The 15091-nt window shown below is 70.4% G+C and carries 17 protein-coding genes; 9 read left to right on the forward strand and 8 right to left on the reverse strand.

Annotated features, from left to right (window positions below; all coding sequences use genetic code 11):
• Both HD557_RS19375 and HD557_RS19380 read left to right on the forward strand, forming a co-directional pair.
• The gene (locus HD557_RS19375; RefSeq protein WP_196875078.1) at positions 1–828 is read left to right on the forward strand and encodes a MurR/RpiR family transcriptional regulator; all 828 of its coding nucleotides are present in this window, start codon (positions 1–3) and stop codon (positions 826–828) included.
• A 62-nt stretch (positions 829–890) separates the two neighbouring features.
• Complete coding sequence (locus HD557_RS19380) at positions 891–1370, forward strand: nucleoside deaminase (protein WP_045551128.1); 480 nt, start codon at positions 891–893, stop codon at positions 1368–1370.
• A gap of 97 nt (positions 1371–1467) precedes the next feature.
• Here HD557_RS19380 and HD557_RS19385 read toward each other — a convergent pair whose 3' ends face one another.
• The 4 genes from HD557_RS19385 to HD557_RS19400 are packed head-to-tail and all read right to left on the reverse strand — an operon-like array spanning position 1468 to position 4961.
• Positions 1468–2271, reverse strand: a complete 804-nt coding sequence (locus tag HD557_RS19385; protein ID WP_008358841.1) for an ABC transporter permease — start codon at positions 2269–2271, stop codon at positions 1468–1470.
• Positions 2268–3065, reverse strand: a complete 798-nt coding sequence (locus tag HD557_RS19390) for an ABC transporter permease (RefSeq protein WP_196875079.1) — start codon at positions 3063–3065, stop codon at positions 2268–2270. The genes HD557_RS19385 and HD557_RS19390 overlap by 4 nt, the downstream gene beginning before the upstream one ends.
• Positions 3066–3084: 19 nt before the next feature.
• On the reverse strand, positions 3085–3918 hold the full coding sequence (locus tag HD557_RS19395) for an ABC transporter ATP-binding protein (protein WP_008358845.1): 834 nt from the start codon (positions 3916–3918) through the stop codon (positions 3085–3087).
• Between the two features lie 2 nt (positions 3919–3920).
• On the reverse strand, positions 3921–4961 hold the full coding sequence (locus HD557_RS19400) for an ABC transporter substrate-binding protein (protein WP_008358846.1): 1041 nt from the start codon (positions 4959–4961) through the stop codon (positions 3921–3923).
• Between the two features lie 387 nt (positions 4962–5348).
• On the opposite strand from HD557_RS19400, the gene HD557_RS19405 reads away from it, so the two are divergent.
• The 3 genes from HD557_RS19405 (at position 5349) to HD557_RS19415 (ending at position 8375) form a co-directional block, all read left to right on the forward strand.
• A complete protein-coding gene (locus tag HD557_RS19405) occupies positions 5349–6059 on the forward strand; it encodes a GntR family transcriptional regulator (RefSeq protein WP_008358848.1) in 711 nt (236 codons plus the stop codon).
• Positions 6060–6183: 124 nt separating this feature from the next.
• Positions 6184–7665, forward strand: coding sequence for an NCS1 family nucleobase:cation symporter-1 (locus tag HD557_RS19410; RefSeq protein WP_008358850.1), 1482 nt, complete (start codon positions 6184–6186; stop codon positions 7663–7665).
• Positions 7665–8375, forward strand: coding sequence for an aspartate/glutamate racemase family protein (locus HD557_RS19415; protein WP_008358852.1), 711 nt, complete (start codon positions 7665–7667; stop codon positions 8373–8375). Before HD557_RS19410 ends, HD557_RS19415 begins: the two co-directional genes overlap by 1 nt.
• Here the strand turns inward: HD557_RS19415 and HD557_RS19420 are convergent.
• Positions 8359–9084 (reverse strand): NUDIX hydrolase, encoded by a 726-nt coding sequence (locus HD557_RS19420; RefSeq protein WP_196875080.1) that lies wholly within the window; start codon positions 9082–9084, stop codon positions 8359–8361. The genes HD557_RS19415 and HD557_RS19420 overlap by 17 nt on opposite strands.
• Positions 9085–9185: 101 nt before the next feature.
• Between HD557_RS19420 and HD557_RS19425 the strand changes: the two genes are divergently transcribed.
• Both HD557_RS19425 and HD557_RS19430 read left to right on the forward strand, forming a co-directional pair.
• Positions 9186–10196, forward strand: a complete 1011-nt coding sequence (locus HD557_RS19425) for an SPFH domain-containing protein (RefSeq protein ID WP_196875081.1) — start codon at positions 9186–9188, stop codon at positions 10194–10196.
• Positions 10193–11086 carry an NAD(+)/NADH kinase gene (locus tag HD557_RS19430; protein ID WP_196875082.1) on the forward strand — a complete coding sequence of 298 codons (894 nt, stop codon included), beginning with the start codon at positions 10193–10195 and terminating at the stop codon, positions 11084–11086. Before HD557_RS19425 ends, HD557_RS19430 begins: the two co-directional genes overlap by 4 nt.
• On the opposite strand, the gene HD557_RS19435 is transcribed toward HD557_RS19430, so the two are convergent.
• Positions 11078–11629, reverse strand: coding sequence for a TetR/AcrR family transcriptional regulator (locus HD557_RS19435; RefSeq protein WP_231380368.1), 552 nt, complete (start codon positions 11627–11629; stop codon positions 11078–11080). The genes HD557_RS19430 and HD557_RS19435 overlap by 9 nt on opposite strands.
• An 84-nt stretch (positions 11630–11713) precedes the next feature.
• Between HD557_RS19435 and HD557_RS19440 the strand changes: the two genes are divergently transcribed.
• Positions 11714–12037, forward strand: a complete 324-nt coding sequence (locus tag HD557_RS19440; protein ID WP_196875084.1) for a DMT family transporter — start codon at positions 11714–11716, stop codon at positions 12035–12037.
• Between the two features lie 43 nt (positions 12038–12080).
• Here HD557_RS19440 and HD557_RS19445 read toward each other — a convergent pair whose 3' ends face one another.
• Complete coding sequence (locus HD557_RS19445; protein WP_008358865.1) at positions 12081–13742, reverse strand: FAD-binding dehydrogenase; 1662 nt, start codon at positions 13740–13742, stop codon at positions 12081–12083.
• A 137-nt stretch (positions 13743–13879) separates the two neighbouring features.
• Between HD557_RS19445 and HD557_RS19450 the strand changes: the two genes are divergently transcribed.
• Entirely contained in the window at positions 13880–14791 is a 912-nt protein-coding gene (locus tag HD557_RS19450) for a hypothetical protein (RefSeq protein WP_008358867.1), read from the forward strand.
• Here the strand turns inward: HD557_RS19450 and HD557_RS19455 are convergent, their stop codons facing one another.
• On the reverse strand, positions 14792–15088 hold the full coding sequence (locus HD557_RS19455) for a GNAT family N-acetyltransferase (protein WP_040755292.1): 297 nt from the start codon (positions 15086–15088) through the stop codon (positions 14792–14794).
• Positions 15089–15091: the final 3 nt, after the last annotated feature.

The raw sequence follows: 15091 nt of genomic DNA on the forward strand, positions 1-15091 counted from the left end.
ATGAGCACGTCTCGGGCGGACCAGCGGATCGACCGGCGGATCGCCGCGACCTATCAGACGCTCTCGCCCCAGGAGCGCAAGGCGGCCGACACGCTCCTGGAGCACCTCGACGACCTGGCGACCTACCGCGCGGCCGAGCTGGCCTCGCTCGCGGAGGTCTCCAAGGCGACGATGAGCCGGCTCTTCCGGTCTTTGGGGTTCGACGGGTTCGACGAGGTACGCGACCACCTGCGGGGGCTGCGTACGGCAGGTGAGCCGCGCCGCGTCGAGGGCGCACCGGACCTGAGCGCGCATGCCGAGGACGAGGCGGCCGCGATCGCACGGGTCGTCACGCAGGCCGGCATCGCCGAGGCCATCGGGGCCATCGCCGGCGCGACGGCCGTGATGGTCGCGGGCTGGCGCAACTCCTACCCGGTCGCGCTCCACCTGCGCCAGCAGCTGACCCAGACCCGGGAGCGGGTCACCCTCGCCCCGGCTCCTGGACAGGTCATCGGCGAGGAGCTGGCCGAGCTCGGCGAGGGGTCGGTGGTCGTCGCCGTCGGGCTCCGGCGCCGGCCGCCCGGCTTCGGCGAGTTCGTCGACGCCGCCGCAGGCTCTGGCAGCACCGTGATCGTGATCGCCGACCCGACGGGGACGGTCCACCTCGGCCGCGCCGACATCGCGCTCGAGTGCCCCGTCCAGGGCGGCCTCGCCTTCGACTCGCTGGCGGCGCCGATGTCGCTGGCGAGCGTGCTCGCCGACGGCGTGCTCCACGAACGCGGGCGGGCCGGACGCGACCGCGTCTCGGCCATCAGCGCCACCTACGATCGCCTCCACGAGGTCGAGTGATGGCGGGGAGCAGAATGACAGTGGAAACATCGATTCTCGGGCCTGGGCAAGGGGGAATCGGCATGACCGACACCATGTGGTTGGAGCAGGCGGTCGCGCTGGCGGTCCGCAACGTCAACAACGGCGGCGGCCCGTTCGGCGCCATCATCCTGCGCGACGGCATCCTGCTCGGCACCGGCCAGAACCGGGTCACCCGCGACCTGGATCCCAGCGCCCACGCCGAGATCGTCGCGATCCGCTCCGCGTGCAAGGAGGCCGACAGCTTCTCGCTGGCCGGCTGCACCCTCTACACCTCGTGCGAGCCCTGCCCGATGTGCCTGGCGACCGCCCTGTGGGCTCGCCTGGACCGCGTCGTCTACGCCGCCGACCGCGACGACGCCGCCAAGGGCGGGTTCGACGACCGTGCCTTCTACGACCTGTTCGGCACCGGCCGCGCCAACGAGCACCACGACTGGCCGACCAAGGTCGACGAGCTGCGGATCCCCCAGGCGTACGACCCCTTCGACGCCTGGCTCGCCAAGCAGGACCGCACCGACTACTGACCTGCCGAGGCGTCACGCGCGTCGGCCGAGTCGGCACCAGAGTGCCGACTCGGCCGACGGGAGTGACGCCTCGCGCGACGTACGTGACGCCTCGGCGCTAGCGGGTCATCCCCATCCGCTCGAGCGCGACCGACTCGAGGAGCTGGACGAGGTTGTAGAGCACCAGCGTGACCACGGTGATGATCGCGACGGCGGCCCACAGGTCGTCGAAGCGGGCGGCGGCGGGGAACTTCTGGATGTTGCCGCCGATGCCGTTGCCGGTCGAGAGCCACTCGGCGAGCAGCGCCCCGGTCACCGCGCCGGGCACCGAGACCCGGGCGGCGGCGAAGATCGACGGGAGCGCGCCGGGCAGCGAGACCTTGCGGATCGCGGTGAGCCGCGAGCCGCCGTAGACGGCGACCAGGTCCAGCGACTGCGGTGAGGCCTGGGAGAGCCCGAACAGGACGGCGGCCAGCGCCGGGAACAGCACCACGATGATCCCGAGCACCACGACCGAGGCGGTCGAGGCGCGACCGGTGATCAGCATGACCACCGGGGCGATCGCGACCAGCGGGATCGAGCGCAGCAGCAGCGCCAGCGGCATCACGCCGGCCTCGACCGTACGCGACAGGTTGAACAGCACCGCCGCCACGATCGCGAGCGCCATCCCGGCGAGGAAGCCGAGCCCGGCGTCCTTCAGGGTCACCCAGGTCAGCGGGAACAGCGAGGCGCGGTGGGCGGCCGCGTCCGGCCCCGTGAAGAGGTGGTCGACCACGTCGAGCGGCCCCTTCGCGACGAACTCCGAGACGCTGGAGAACGACACGAACGCCTGCCACAGCACTGCCACGATCGCCAGCGCGGCGACGGTGTGCAGCACCGGTCCCAGGACCGCCCGCGTCAGACCCTTGGCACCCGACCTCATCCGGACCTCCCAGCCACCCACGGCGTCACCAGACGCGAGACCAGCCCCAGCAGCAGATAGCCGGCCAGGGCGACCAGGGCACAGACCAGGAAGACGGCCCAGAGCCGCTCCGGGTCGGGCTTGCCCTGCAGCACGATCAGCGTGCGCCCGACGCCACGGTCGGTGGAGCCGAGATACTCGCCGAGCACGGCGCCGAGGATCGCCGTCGGCACCGCGATCTGGAGCGCGTTGAGGATCGCCGGGACGGCCGCGACGAGGCGTACCTTCACCAGCTGGGTCCACACCGAGCCGCCGTAGACGCGGACGACGTCGAGCGACGCGCGGTCGGCCGACTTGAACCCGAGCACGGCCCCGACGACGGTCGTGAAGAAGACCATCAGCGCGGCCAGGAAGACGGAGGTCTTCGAGGGGTCACCGGGCTGCTCGGCGCCGCCGAGGACGACGATCGAGATGCCGCCGACGGCGACCACGGGCAGGCAGTACGTCGTCACCGCGATCTGCATGATCACCGGCTCCAGCCACGGCACCAGCAGCACCAGCGAGGCCAGCAGCAGCGCGATGAGGTTGCCCCACAGGAACCCGATCGACGCCTCCATCAGCGTCTCGCGGAGCACGCCGCCCCAGAACGCCGACGGGCCGGCGGCCGCCATCTCGGAGAGGACGGTCCATGGCGGCGGCACCGGCGTGAACCCGGTCCCGGCATCCGGCGGGAACCCGACCACGGCCACGACCGCCCAAAGCACGAACAGGGTGACCACGCCGATGATCCCGGCGAGCCACCCCGGCATCCGCATCCGCATCAGGCTCTGCCTTTCAAGACTCCGCCTCAGCGCGCCCGTCGTCGCCGAAGAGCAGCTCGGAGGCCCGGTCGGCGAGCGCGTGGAACTCCGGCGTACGCATCATGTCGGGCGTACGCGGCCGCGGAAGGTCGACCTCGATGATCTCCTTGATCCGGCCCGGTCGCGGCGACATCACCGCGACCCGGTCGGAGAGGAAGATCGCCTCGTTCACGCCGTGGGTCACCAGCAGGGTGGTGGCCGGCTTCTCGGTCCAGATCCGCAGCAGCTCCAGGTTGAGGTTCTGCCGGGTCATGTCGTCGAGCGCGCCGAACGGCTCGTCGAGCAGGAGCACGGAGGGCTTCAGCGCGAGCGCCCGGGCGATCGAGACGCGCTGCCGCATCCCGCCGGAGAGCTGCGCCGGGCGGGCCTTCTCGAAACCCTCGAGCCCCACGAGCTTGATCAGCTCGTGGATGTAGGCCATGTCGGGGCGCCGTCCGGCGACCTCGAAGACGAGCTTGATGTTGCCGACCACCGAGCGCCACGGCAGCAGCGCGTGGTCCTGGAACGCGATCCCCAGCTCGGAGTCACGCCGCAGCTCGGCGGGGGCCTTCCCGTCGACGTACGCCTCCCCGCTCGTCGGGGTCTCCAGGCCGGCGAGGATCCGCAGGATCGTCGACTTGCCGCAGCCGGAGGGGCCCAGCAGGGCCAGGAACGAGCCCTGGTCGGTGTGGAGCTCGGTGTCCTTCAGCGCGGTGACGGCCTTGTTCCCCGAGCCGAAGACCTTGCTGATTCCTGAGATGTGGATGCCGGTGCCACCGGTGGTCTCCGTCGCGGGAGCACCGGCATCCATGAGCTTGTCGTCGGCCATGACTACTTCTGGTAGTCCTTCAGCTCCGGGTTCTCCTCGTAGATCTCGTCGATGATCGAGGTGTCGAACAGGTCCTCGGCCGAGACCTCCCAGCCGGCGGCGGCGAGCGAGTCGACGGTCTGCTGCTGAAGCTCCTCGGAGATGGTGAACAGGCCGTTCTTCTCGGTCTCCGGGGTCGAGATCAGCTTCTGCGACTCCTCGAGACCGCGCTTGGTCTTGACCGGGTCGAGCTCACCGAAGCTGGCCTCGAGACCGTCGGAGTCGCTGGCCGCCTCGTTGTAGTGGGTCGTGATGACCTTGACCACGTCGTCGGAGGGGTTCTTGAAGGTCTCGGTCCAGCCCTTGATCTCGGCGGTCAGGAGCGCCTTGAGGAGGTCGCGGTTCTCGGCGAGGTACTGGTCGGTGACGGTGTAGGTCTCGGCGACGTACGGCACGCCGTTCTCGGCGTAGGGCAGGTTGGTGACCTCGTGGCCGGCGAGCTCGACGGTGATCGACTCGTTGGTCAGGTAGGCCATGAAGCCGTCGACCTGGCCCTCCATCAGCGGCGTCGGGTCGAAGTCGACCGGGACGACGGTGATGTCGTCCTTCTTCTCCTCCAGCCCGTTGGCGGCGAGGATCGCCTTGAAGACGTTGACGTTGGAGTCCTGGACGCCGATCTTCTTGCCCTTGAGGTCGGCCGGCGTCGCGATGTTGCCGCCGTCCTTGAGCGAGAGGATCGTGAACGGGTTCTTCTGGAAGGTCGCGCCGATGATCTTCAGCGGCGCCTCCTGCTCGGCGATCGCGGAGCCGACAGAGGCGGCGTCGTTGATGGCGACCTGCACCTTGCCGGAGAGCAGCTTGGCGACACCGGTGTCGGGGCCCGAGATGCCGTTGACCGCGTCGAAGCCGGCTTCCTTGTAGTAGCCCTTGTCCTCGGCGTAGTACTCGCCGGCGAACTCCTCGTTCTTGATCCACGAGTACTGCATCGAGATGGTGCCGAAGCCCTCCTCGCTGCTGCTGCCTTCGGAGTCGGAGCCGCAGGCGGCCAGCGTCGTGGCGGCCACGACGGACAGGAGGGCCGCGGCGGCCCGGAGATGTACTGACTTACGTCGCGAGGTCCGAGAGGCGGGGGTAGACATCGAAACGAGTTCCCTTCGAGGAGTTGCACGCACAGGTCCCGGGGACCGTAGCGAGCGGAGGTTTCAGGTGCTGGCACCAGCGTTTCGGCGTTGTAACGACCTTTTCAAACGTTGTGTTCGATGCAGGGGTCGGTCCCGAGCCACGGCGTCCGCTGGACAACAATGCCGTGGTTGTTGTCTAGTTACCCAACGCGCGTACGCCGCATCGCATGTGCCGTCCGACACACCGGATCCACCGTTATCGGTTCGTGATCAACCCGAGACCATTCGGTGACCGGCCGGAGGCGCCGGACCACGGCAGGAGGACCTCCGATGCAGGGACCCCGGCGCCGTTCCGTGTTCGCCTCCCGCCTGGTCAGCTCCGCCGGCGACGGGGAGCAGCCGCATGTCATCGAGGACCTCCGGCTGGCGATCCTGTCCGGCGAGGAGCCACCCGGAACGCTCATCCCGATCGCCTCGGTGGCGACGTTCTTCGGCGTCAGCCAGATTCCCGTGCGCGAAGCCCTCAAGGTCCTCACCGGCGAAGGGCTCGTCGAGCACCGCCCCCATGTCGGCTACGCGGTGGCGAAGCTGACCTTCGCCGAGTTCCGCGAGCTCTACGACGTACGCGCCGCCCTGGAGACGTCCGCGCTGCGCGTGGCCGTCCGATCGGCCACCGAGGCCGACGACGAGCGCGTACGCAGCGCCCATTCCGCCATGGCGGCAGCCGTCGCCCGAGGCGACGAGCGCGGCTATCACGTCGAGTCGCGCCGATTCCACCGGGCGCTGATCGCGCCCGCCGGGATGCAGCGGCTGCTGCACATGTACGACTCCGCCTGGAACATGACCGAGCCGGCGCGGCCCATGTCGCGCGTCGCCGAGGTAGACCGGGCGCTCCTCCACGGCGACCACGACGCCATGGTCGCCGCCTTCTGCGCGCGCGACGCGGACCGGCTCGTCACCGAGTCGGCCGCCCACTATGAGCATCTCAAGACCGCCATCGAGGTCTTCCGGAGCGACCCGGACGTGTTCCGGCAGCCCTGAGCGCCACCGGCAGTCGGCGGCGTACGTCGTATATCTTTCGCGTCACATTGCTCTGACACGGCATCTGATCAGGTGAAACACCCGGTCTCCACGATGGGGTGACCCCCACCCGAAGGAGACCGTGATGACCGAGGTGACAGCACCGCCCGCCTACCATCCCCGACTGTCGAACGAGGACCTCGACCCGCTGCCCGAGCAGAAGTGGGGCTGGTACAACATCTTCGCCTTCTGGATGTCGGACGTGCACAGCGTCGGCGGGTACGTCACCGCCGGAGCCCTCTTCGCGCTCGGCCTCACCGGCTGGCAGGTCTTCGTCTGCCTGATCGCCGGGATCGTGCTGGTGCAGATCTTCTGCAACCTGGTCGCCAAGCCGAGCCAGCAGACCGGGACGCCCTACCCAGTGGTCTCGCGGGCCTCGTTCGGCGTGCTCGGTGCCAACATCCCGGCGATCATCCGCGGGTCGATCGCGATCGCCTGGTACGGCGTGCAGACCTTCCTCGCCGCCGGGTCGCTCACCATCGTGATCCTCAAGCTCTTCCCCTCGCTGGCGACCTATGCGACCGCCGACCACTCCTTCCTCGGCCTCTCCTATCTCGGCTACGTGAGCTTCGCGATCCTCTGGGTCGCCCAGGCCCTGGTGTTCTGGCGCGGCATGGAGTCGATCCGCAGGTTCATCGACTTCTGCGGGCCGGCGGTCTACGTGGCGATGCTGGCGCTGTGCGTCTACATGCTCTACCGCGCCGACTGGAACGTCTCCTTCTCGCTGTCCGACAAGGAGCTGACCGTCGGCCAGCAGGTGACGGCGATGCTCGGCGCGATCGCGCTCGTGGTCTCCTACTTCTCCGGCCCCATGCTGAACTTCGGCGACTTCGCGCGCTACGGGAAGTCGTTCAAGGCCGTCAAGACCGGCAACTTCTGGGGCCTTCCGGTCAACTTCGTGCTCTTCTCGCTGCTCACCGTGCTCACCGCATCGGCGACCATCCCCGTCTTCGGTGAGCTGATCACCGACCCGGTGGCCACGATCGAGCGGATCGACACCTACACCGCCGTCCTGCTCGGCGGGCTGACCTTCGTGATCGCGACCGTCGGCATCAACATCGTCGCCAACTTCATCTCACCGGCGTTCGACTTCTCCAACGTCGCCCCGCAGAAGATCTCCTGGCGGATGGGCGGCATGATCGCGGCCGGCGGCTCGGTGCTGCTGACCCCCTGGAACTGGTACGCCAACGACGAGGCGATCTTCTGGACCCTCGGCCTCCTCGGCGCCCTGATCGGGCCGCTGTTCGGCATCCTGATCGCGGACTTCTACCTGGTCAGGGGCCAGAAGATCGTCGTCGACGACCTCTACACCCTCTCCGAGTCGGGCACCTACTACTACACCCGGGGCACCAACCCCAAGGCCGTCTACGCGCTCGTGGTGGCCGCAGCGTTCTCGTTCGCGTCGGTGCTCGTCCCGAAGCTCGGCGGCGTGCTCACCTGGCTGCCCGACTACTCCTGGTTCATCGGCTGCGGCATCGGGTTCGTGGCGTACTACGTGTTCTCCGAGGCCGCTGCCACGGAGCCCTCCTCGGAGCCCGCCACCGAGCCCGCCTCGGAGCCCGCCTGATGCGGGTCCTGGTCGTCAACCCGAACAGCTCGGCGTCGATGACCGCACTGATCGGCGAGTGCGCCCGGGCGAGCGTCGGCCCGGGCGTGGTCGTCGACGCGATCGACCCGGGTGCCGGGCCGGTCTCGCTGGAGTCGCACTACGACGAGGCGATCGCGGTGCCCCATCTGCTCGGCGTCCTGGAGCGGGAGGGCGCGGCGTACGACGGGTTCGTGATCGCCTGCTTCGGCGACCCCGGGCTGCACGCGGCCCGGGAGATCCTCACCGGCCCGGTGGTCGGGATCGCGGAGGCGGCGATGCGCACGGCGGCGTACCTGTCCCGGAGGTTCTCGGTGGTCACCACGCTGCCGCGGGTCATCGCGCACACCTGGTCGATCGCGCGCGACTACGGCGTCGCCGACCTGGTCGGCGGCGTCCATGCCTGCCGGATCCCGGTCGTCGATCTGGAGACCGACCCCGAGGCGTACGCGACGATCCTGGCCGCCTGCCGCCGGGCGCTGGCCGAGGACGGCTCGGAGGCGATCGTCCTCGGCTGCGCCGGGATGGCCGACCTGTGCGCCCGGCTCTCCAAGGAGCTCGAGGTGCCCGTCGTCGACGGCGTCGCCGCGGCGACTGCCGAGGTCGAGAAGCTGGTCCGACTCGGGCTGAGCACCAGCAAGCACGACGGGTACGCCGCTCCCCCAGCGAAGGAGATCAGGGTCCTGCGGTGACGTCCAGCGACGCCGTACGGCGCAGCAGCGGCGGGTGCAGATGCTCAGCCGAGCCGCGGCGGAAGAGCTGGGCCGGGCGGCCGCCGTCGCGGGTCGTGGTGGCGCCCGTGGGCTCGAGGAAGGCCTCGGTCTTGGTGACCTTGCGGTGGAAGTTGCGAGGATCGAGCCGCTCGCCCCAGACGATCTCGTAGACCCGGCGCAGCTCGGCGACGGTGAACTCCTCGGCACAGAAGGCCGCGCCCAGCGGGGAGTACTCCAGCTTGGAGCGGGCCCGCTCGACGCCGTCGCGCAGGATGGCGGCGTGGTCGAAGGCGAGGTCGTCGCCGGCCAGCAGCGCATCGACCCGGCACCACTGCGCGTCGGCCGCGTCCGAGCCCGCCGCGGGCACCGGGAGGTCGGGCGCCAGCGCGAGATAGGCGACCGTCACCACCCGCGCCCGCGGGTCTCGCCCCGGCGCGCCGTACGTCGCCAGCTGCTCGACGTGCACGCTCCCCGGGCGCAGGCCGGTCTCCTCGGCGAGCTCGCGCGCAGCGGCCTCCTCCAGGCCCTCGTCCTCGAGGACGAACCCGCCCGGAAGCGCCCAAGCGCCGGCGAACGGCTCGATGCCGCGGCGGACGACCAGGGCGCAGAGCGCATCGTCACGGACGGTGAGCACGACGAGGTCGACGGTGACGGCGACCTTGCTCACGTGGCCTGGGGGGTGCTCCATGGGGCCGATCTTGCACCAATCGTCATCTTGACGACAAGCGCGCCACGCCTTATCGTCATTGTGACGCTAATAAATCCGACGGAACAGACACGGAGTCCGAGATGGCCGACATCGCCCGCTACCCCTTCCTCCGCCACCTGCGCGGGAGCACCACCACCCACGTCCAGCACCTGCACAACGGCACCGTCCGCCACAGCGGCGTCGGCGTCTCGTTCTGGTACCGCCCGCTCTCCGCGGTCCTCTCCGAGGTGCCTGTCGACGACCGCGAGCTGCCGCTGCTCTTTCACGCGCGCACCGCGGACTTCCAGGACCTGACCACACAGGCCACGGTCAGCTTCCGGATCGTCGACCCGGCCGCGGTCGCCGGCCGCATCGACTTCTCCATCGACCCCGAGAACGGCCGCTGGCGCGGCAGCCCGCTCGACCAGGTCGCCGGCCTGCTGACCGAGACCGCGCAGCAGTACGCCCTCGACCTCATCGCCGCCCAGAGCCTGGCCGACGTGCTCGCCGGCGGCGTCGGGCCGGTGCGCGACGCGATCGCCGCCGGCCTGGGTGGCGACGAGCGGCTGACCGCCACCGGGCTCGCGATCCTGGGCGTGCGGGTCGTCGCGCTGCGTCCCGAGCCCGAGGTGGAGAAGGCGCTCCTCACCCCGACCCGCGAGCGGGTCCAGGCGGACGCCGACAAGGCGACGTACGAACGGCGCGCGACGGCGGTCGAGCGCGAGCGGGCCATCTCCGAGAACGAGCTGCAGAACAAGATCGAGCTCGCCCGCCGCGAGGAACAGCTGGTCGGCCAGCAGGGCGTCAACGCGCGGCGCAGCGCCGAGGAGAAGGCCGCTGCCGCCCGGATCGCGACCGCCGCCGAGGCCGAGCGCACCCAGGTGCTGGCCGAGGCGAACGCCCAGGCCACCCGGGCCACCGGGCTGGCGAAGGCGGATGCCGAGGCCGCCGCCCTGGCCGCCTACCGCGACCTGCCCGAGGCGGTCCTGCTCGGCCTCGCCCTCAAGGAGCTGGCCGCCAACCTGCCCCAGATCGAGCACCTGGCGCTCACCCCCGACCTGCTCGCGCCGGTCCTCGCCAAGCTCGGCGCGCGGAGCACGGAGGCGGCATGAGCGTCGCCCCGCGCGTGGTGCTGGTCCACCGGGCCACCGAGCTGGAGGAGCTCGTCGCCCGGCACGGCACCCTCGGCCAGGTCGGCTTCTTCCTTTCCAGCAGGGGCCGTGATCTGGCCGAGGTGCAGGGCCGTCACGAGACTCTGAAGGCGGCGATCTCGCAGGTCGGCGCCGCGATCCCGCTCGACTGGCGGCAGGGGTCGGTCGAGCGGGGCGATCTCGACCGGTTCCTCTTCGGCCCCGAGGACATCGTGGTCGTGGTCGGCCAGGACGGCCTGGTCGCCAACGTGGCGAAGTACCTCGACGGGCAGCCGGTGATCGGGATCGACCCCGAGCCGGGCCGGAACGCGGGTGTGCTCGTGCGCTACCCGCCGCGCGCCGCCGCCGACCTGATCCGCTCGACCGGCACGTGCGAGGAGCGGACCATGGTCGAGGCGGTCGCCGACGACGGTCAGTCGCTGGTCGCGCTCAACGAGGTGTACGTCGGCCAGGCCACCCACCAGACCGCCCGCTACCGGCTCACCGTGGCCGGCCGGACGGAGTCGCAGGCCTCCTCCGGTCTGATCGTCGCGACCGGCACGGGTGCCACCGGATGGGCGCGGTCGGCGTGGGTCGAGCGGCACAGCACGCTCACGCTTCCCACGCCTTCGGCCCCGGAGCTGGCCTGGTTCGTGCGGGAGGCGTGGCCCTCGCCGGCGACCGGGACGACCCAGACCGAGGGCACGCTGGCCGGCGGCGAGCAGACGGGCGACTGCCTCACGATCGAGGTGGAGTCCGACCGCCTGGTCGCCTTCGGCGACGGCATCGAGACCGACACGCTCGCGTTGTCGTGGGGCCAGCAGGTCGTCGTACGCCGCGCGGAGCGCAGGCTGCGCCTGGTCTCAGGCTGAGGCGATCGCTCCCGCGGCCGCGGCGAGGTCGGCCACGCCCGCGGCGAGCTCGTCGGGCCTGTCGGTGGCCAGGTCGAGATGGAAGCCGAACAGCGAGGAGTCCACCAGCGTGACGATCCGGCCGGCCCGCTCCGGCGGCGCGCCGCACGCGGTGATGTAGTCGCGCAGCGCGGCGTACCAGAGCTCGTTGGTCTCCCGGACGACCGAGCGGTAGGGCTCCATCCCGATCAGCCCGGTCGCGGCCGCCTGCAGGTAGATCTGCAGGCAGCTGTGCAGCGGGTCGCAGCGGTAGGCCCGCCACAGCGCCTCCACCCCGGCCCGTACGTCGGCGGCCGGCGGCAGCGCCGCGACCGCCGCGACGGAGAGCTCGTTGGTGCGCGCCACCACCGCGGCGACCAGCTCGTCGCGGCCGCCGAAGTGGTAGATCAGCATCCGGTCGCTGGTGCCGATCGCGGCCGCCAGCGGACGCAGGGTCAGCCCGATCAGCCCGTGCTTGTGCACGTGCTCGACCACCTGCTCGAGGAGCTCCTCCTTGCGGTCCATGGAAAGCATTATGCCCAACCTGTAGCGACTGCTACATTTCTGCCTGATGTAGCAGTCGCTACACACGCTTCAGGAGGACCCCCCATGTACGCCGCCACCCTGCTCGTCGTCGCGATCGCGATCGAGGTCGCCAGCACCGCGCTGCTCCCCCGCACCGAGGGATTCCGCAACCTCCCGTGGTCCGTCGCCGTCCTGGCCGGCTACGGCGCCTCGATCTGGCTGCTGTCGGTGGTCGTGGAGCGGATGCCGGTCTCGGTGGCGTACGCCATCTGGTCAGGCCTCGGCACCGCCCTGGTCGCGGGCATCGGTGTGATGTTCCTCGGCGAGCACCTCACCGCCGCGAAGGCCGGCTTCCTGGCGATGATCGTCGTCGGCGTGGTCGGGCTGAACCTCTCCGGCGCCCACTGAGTCTCGACGAGCTCGGGGCCGCTCCGCTCAGACCCCGGAGGAGTCAGATCGCCGCAGCCGCGGCCCGACCCGCCGTACGTCCCGAGAACAGGCAGCCGCCGAGGAACGTGCCCTCGAGCGCGTTGTAGCCCATCATCCCGCCGCCGCCGAAGCCGGCGACCTCGCCGGCCGCGTAGAGCCCGGGCAGCGGGGTGCCGGCCGAGGTCAGGCAGCGGCCCGACAGGTCGGTCTCCAGCCCGCCGAGGGTCTTGCGGGAGAGGATGTGCAGCTTGACCGCGATCAGCGGGCCGGCCTCGGGGTCGAGGATCCGGTGGGGCTTGGCGGTGCGCTGCAGCTTGTCGCCGCGGTAGTGGCGGGCGGCGTACAGCGCCGTGATCTGGGCGTCCTTGGTGAAGTTGTTGGCGATCTCGCGGTCGCGGGCCTCGATGATCCGGCGCAGCTCGCCCTCGTTGATCTGCGGGCCGGTCGGGTCCTTCTCGGCGAGGCCGTTCATGCCGTGGACCAGGGCGGTGAGGTTCTCGGCGACCACGAAGTCCTCGCCGTGCTCCATGAACTTCTTCACCGGGCCGGGGCCCTTGCGGGCCCGCTCGGCGAGCAGCTTGAGGTCCTTGCCGGTCAGGTCGGGGTTCTGCTCCGAGCCGGAGAGCGCGAACTCCTTCTTGATGATCTTCTCGGTCAGCACGAACCAGGAGTAGTCGTAGCCGGTCTCGCGCAGGTGCTTGAGCGTGCCGAGGGTGTCGAAGCCGGGGAAGAACGGCGCCGGCAGGCGCTTGCCGGTGGCGTCCAGCCACAGCGACGAGGGACCGGGGAGGATCCGGATGCCGTGGTTGGCCCAGATCGAGTCCCAGTTGCGGATGCCCTCGACGTAGTGCCACATCCGGTCGTCGTTGATGATCCGCGCGCCGGTCGCGGCGGTGATCTCGAGCATCCGGCCGTCCACGTGCGCGGGCACACCGGAGACCATCGACTGCGGCGGGGTGCCGAGCCGCGAGGGCCAGTGCTTGCGGACCAGGTCGTGGTTGCCGCCGATGCCTCCGGAGGTGACGATCACGGCCTGGCCACGCAGCTCGAAGTCCTCCACCTCCGTACGCGAGGAGGCCTGTCCACGCTCGATGTCGCTGGGCTCGAGCACCTTGCCGTTGACGCCGACGGCGGCACCGTCCTCGACCAGCACCTGGTCGACGCGGTGCCGGAAGGCGAAGGTGATCCGGCCGGTGTCGGCATGGGCACGCACCCGCCGCTCGAACGGCTCGACCACACCCGGCCCGGTCCCCCAGGTGATGTGGAAGCGCGGCACCGAGTTGCCGTGCCCGTCGGCGCGGCCGTCACCGCGCTCAGCCCAGCCGACGACCGGGAAGATCCGGTGGCCCATCTGGTGCAGCCAGGAGCGCTTCTCCCCGGCCGCGAAGTCGAGGTACGCCTCCGCCCACCGCCGCGGCCACAGGTCCACGTCACGGTCGAACTGAGCCGACCCCATCCAGTCCTGGAGCGCCAGCTCGGGCGAGTCCTTGATCCCCATGCGGCGCTGCTCGGGGCTGTCGACGAGGAAGAGTCCGCCCAGGCTCCAGAAGGCCTGGCCGCCCAGCGACTGCTCGGGCTCCTGGTCGACGAGCAGAACACTCTTTCCCGCGTCGGCGGCCTCGGCCGCTGCCGCCAGGCCGGCGAGGCCGGCTCCCACCACGATCACGTCGGCGTGCTTCGTCATGTCCGCAGATCCTGCCACCTCCGATACCGGCGGGTACATGGAACCTGTCGCTCGACCGTTCCGCCTGGTGGACAGTTGTCGGACTCGCACCCCGAAGCGGCCGCCGACGAGGGTCGGAGCGGATAGATTTTTTGCTCGTGATCGACCCCAAGGTGACCGCGCGAAGGCAGCAGAAGTGGGTCCAACGCGGCATCGACCGCACCGAGGCCTGGCTGGGCCGCAGCGGCAGCAGACTGGGTCCGCTGATCCCGCACATCGCCACCTCGATGGTGCTCACCGGGGACGAGGACCACGGCTGGATCCCCCAGGGGCTGGCGTACTCCCCCGAGGCCGACCTGCTCCTGCAGGGCTACTACGGCGACAAGCTCGGCTCCGCGCTGGCCCTGGTCGACAAGCCGTCCGGCGAGCTCATCAACGCCGTCTACCTGGGCGGGCCCAAGGGCAGCGTGAGCGGCCCGGTCAACGCCGGTGGGGTCGCGGTGATCGGCGACGAGGTCTTCGTGTGCCGCGAGGGGAACCCGCCCCGTCTCTACCGCTACTCCCTCACCCAGATCGTCCACGCCGAGCCGCTCTCGACCATCTCCACGGTCGCCCCGCTGGTCTCGGTCGCCGCAGGCTCCTACCTCGCGGCCACGAAGGACCTGCTCTACGTCGGGTCGCACGCGAACAACCGCCTCTACAAGTACATCCGCAAGGACGGCTCCTGGCAGATCAAGACCCCGATCGGCGTACGCACCCCGGTCGGCACCCAGGGCGTCGTGGTCCGCGAGGAGGAGTACGTCTTCAGCGTCTCCCGCGGCCCGGGCCGGCGCAGCCAGCTGATCGTGCAGGACCGGGTCACGATCCGGCCCCGCGCCATGCAGTGGCTCCCCAACCTGGCCGAGGGCATCGCCGAGGTCGGCGACGAGTTCTTCGTGACCTACCAGTCGGGCGCCAGGCCCTACTCCCGCGGCTCCTCGACCCGAGGCCAGGCCTGGCCCTCGGCCCACATGACCCGCACTCCCCTGGCCAAGCTCGGCCTGGAGCCGCGGAAGCCGTCGGAGGTCTGATCAGGCCGGCCAGTCGGTGATGTCGGCGTACTCCTCGCCGTGCCGCTTGAGCCACCCCGCGACGTAGGGGCAGTGCGGGATGATCCGCTTCCCCTTCGCCTTCACATCGGCCAGCGCGAACGCCACCAGCTTCGAGGCCAGCCCCTGCCCGTTGTACGCCTCGCCGACCTCGGTGTGCAGGAAGTCCACGTGCTCGTCGTCGGGCAGCCGGTAGACCGCGAATCCGGCGACCGTCTCGCCGTCGCGGATCTCGTAGCGGTGCCTGGACGGGTTCTCTACGTACTCGATGTCGCTCACGCA

Source organism: Nocardioides luteus (assembly GCF_015752315.1).
Taxonomy (GTDB): Bacteria; Actinomycetota; Actinomycetes; order Propionibacteriales; family Nocardioidaceae; genus Nocardioides.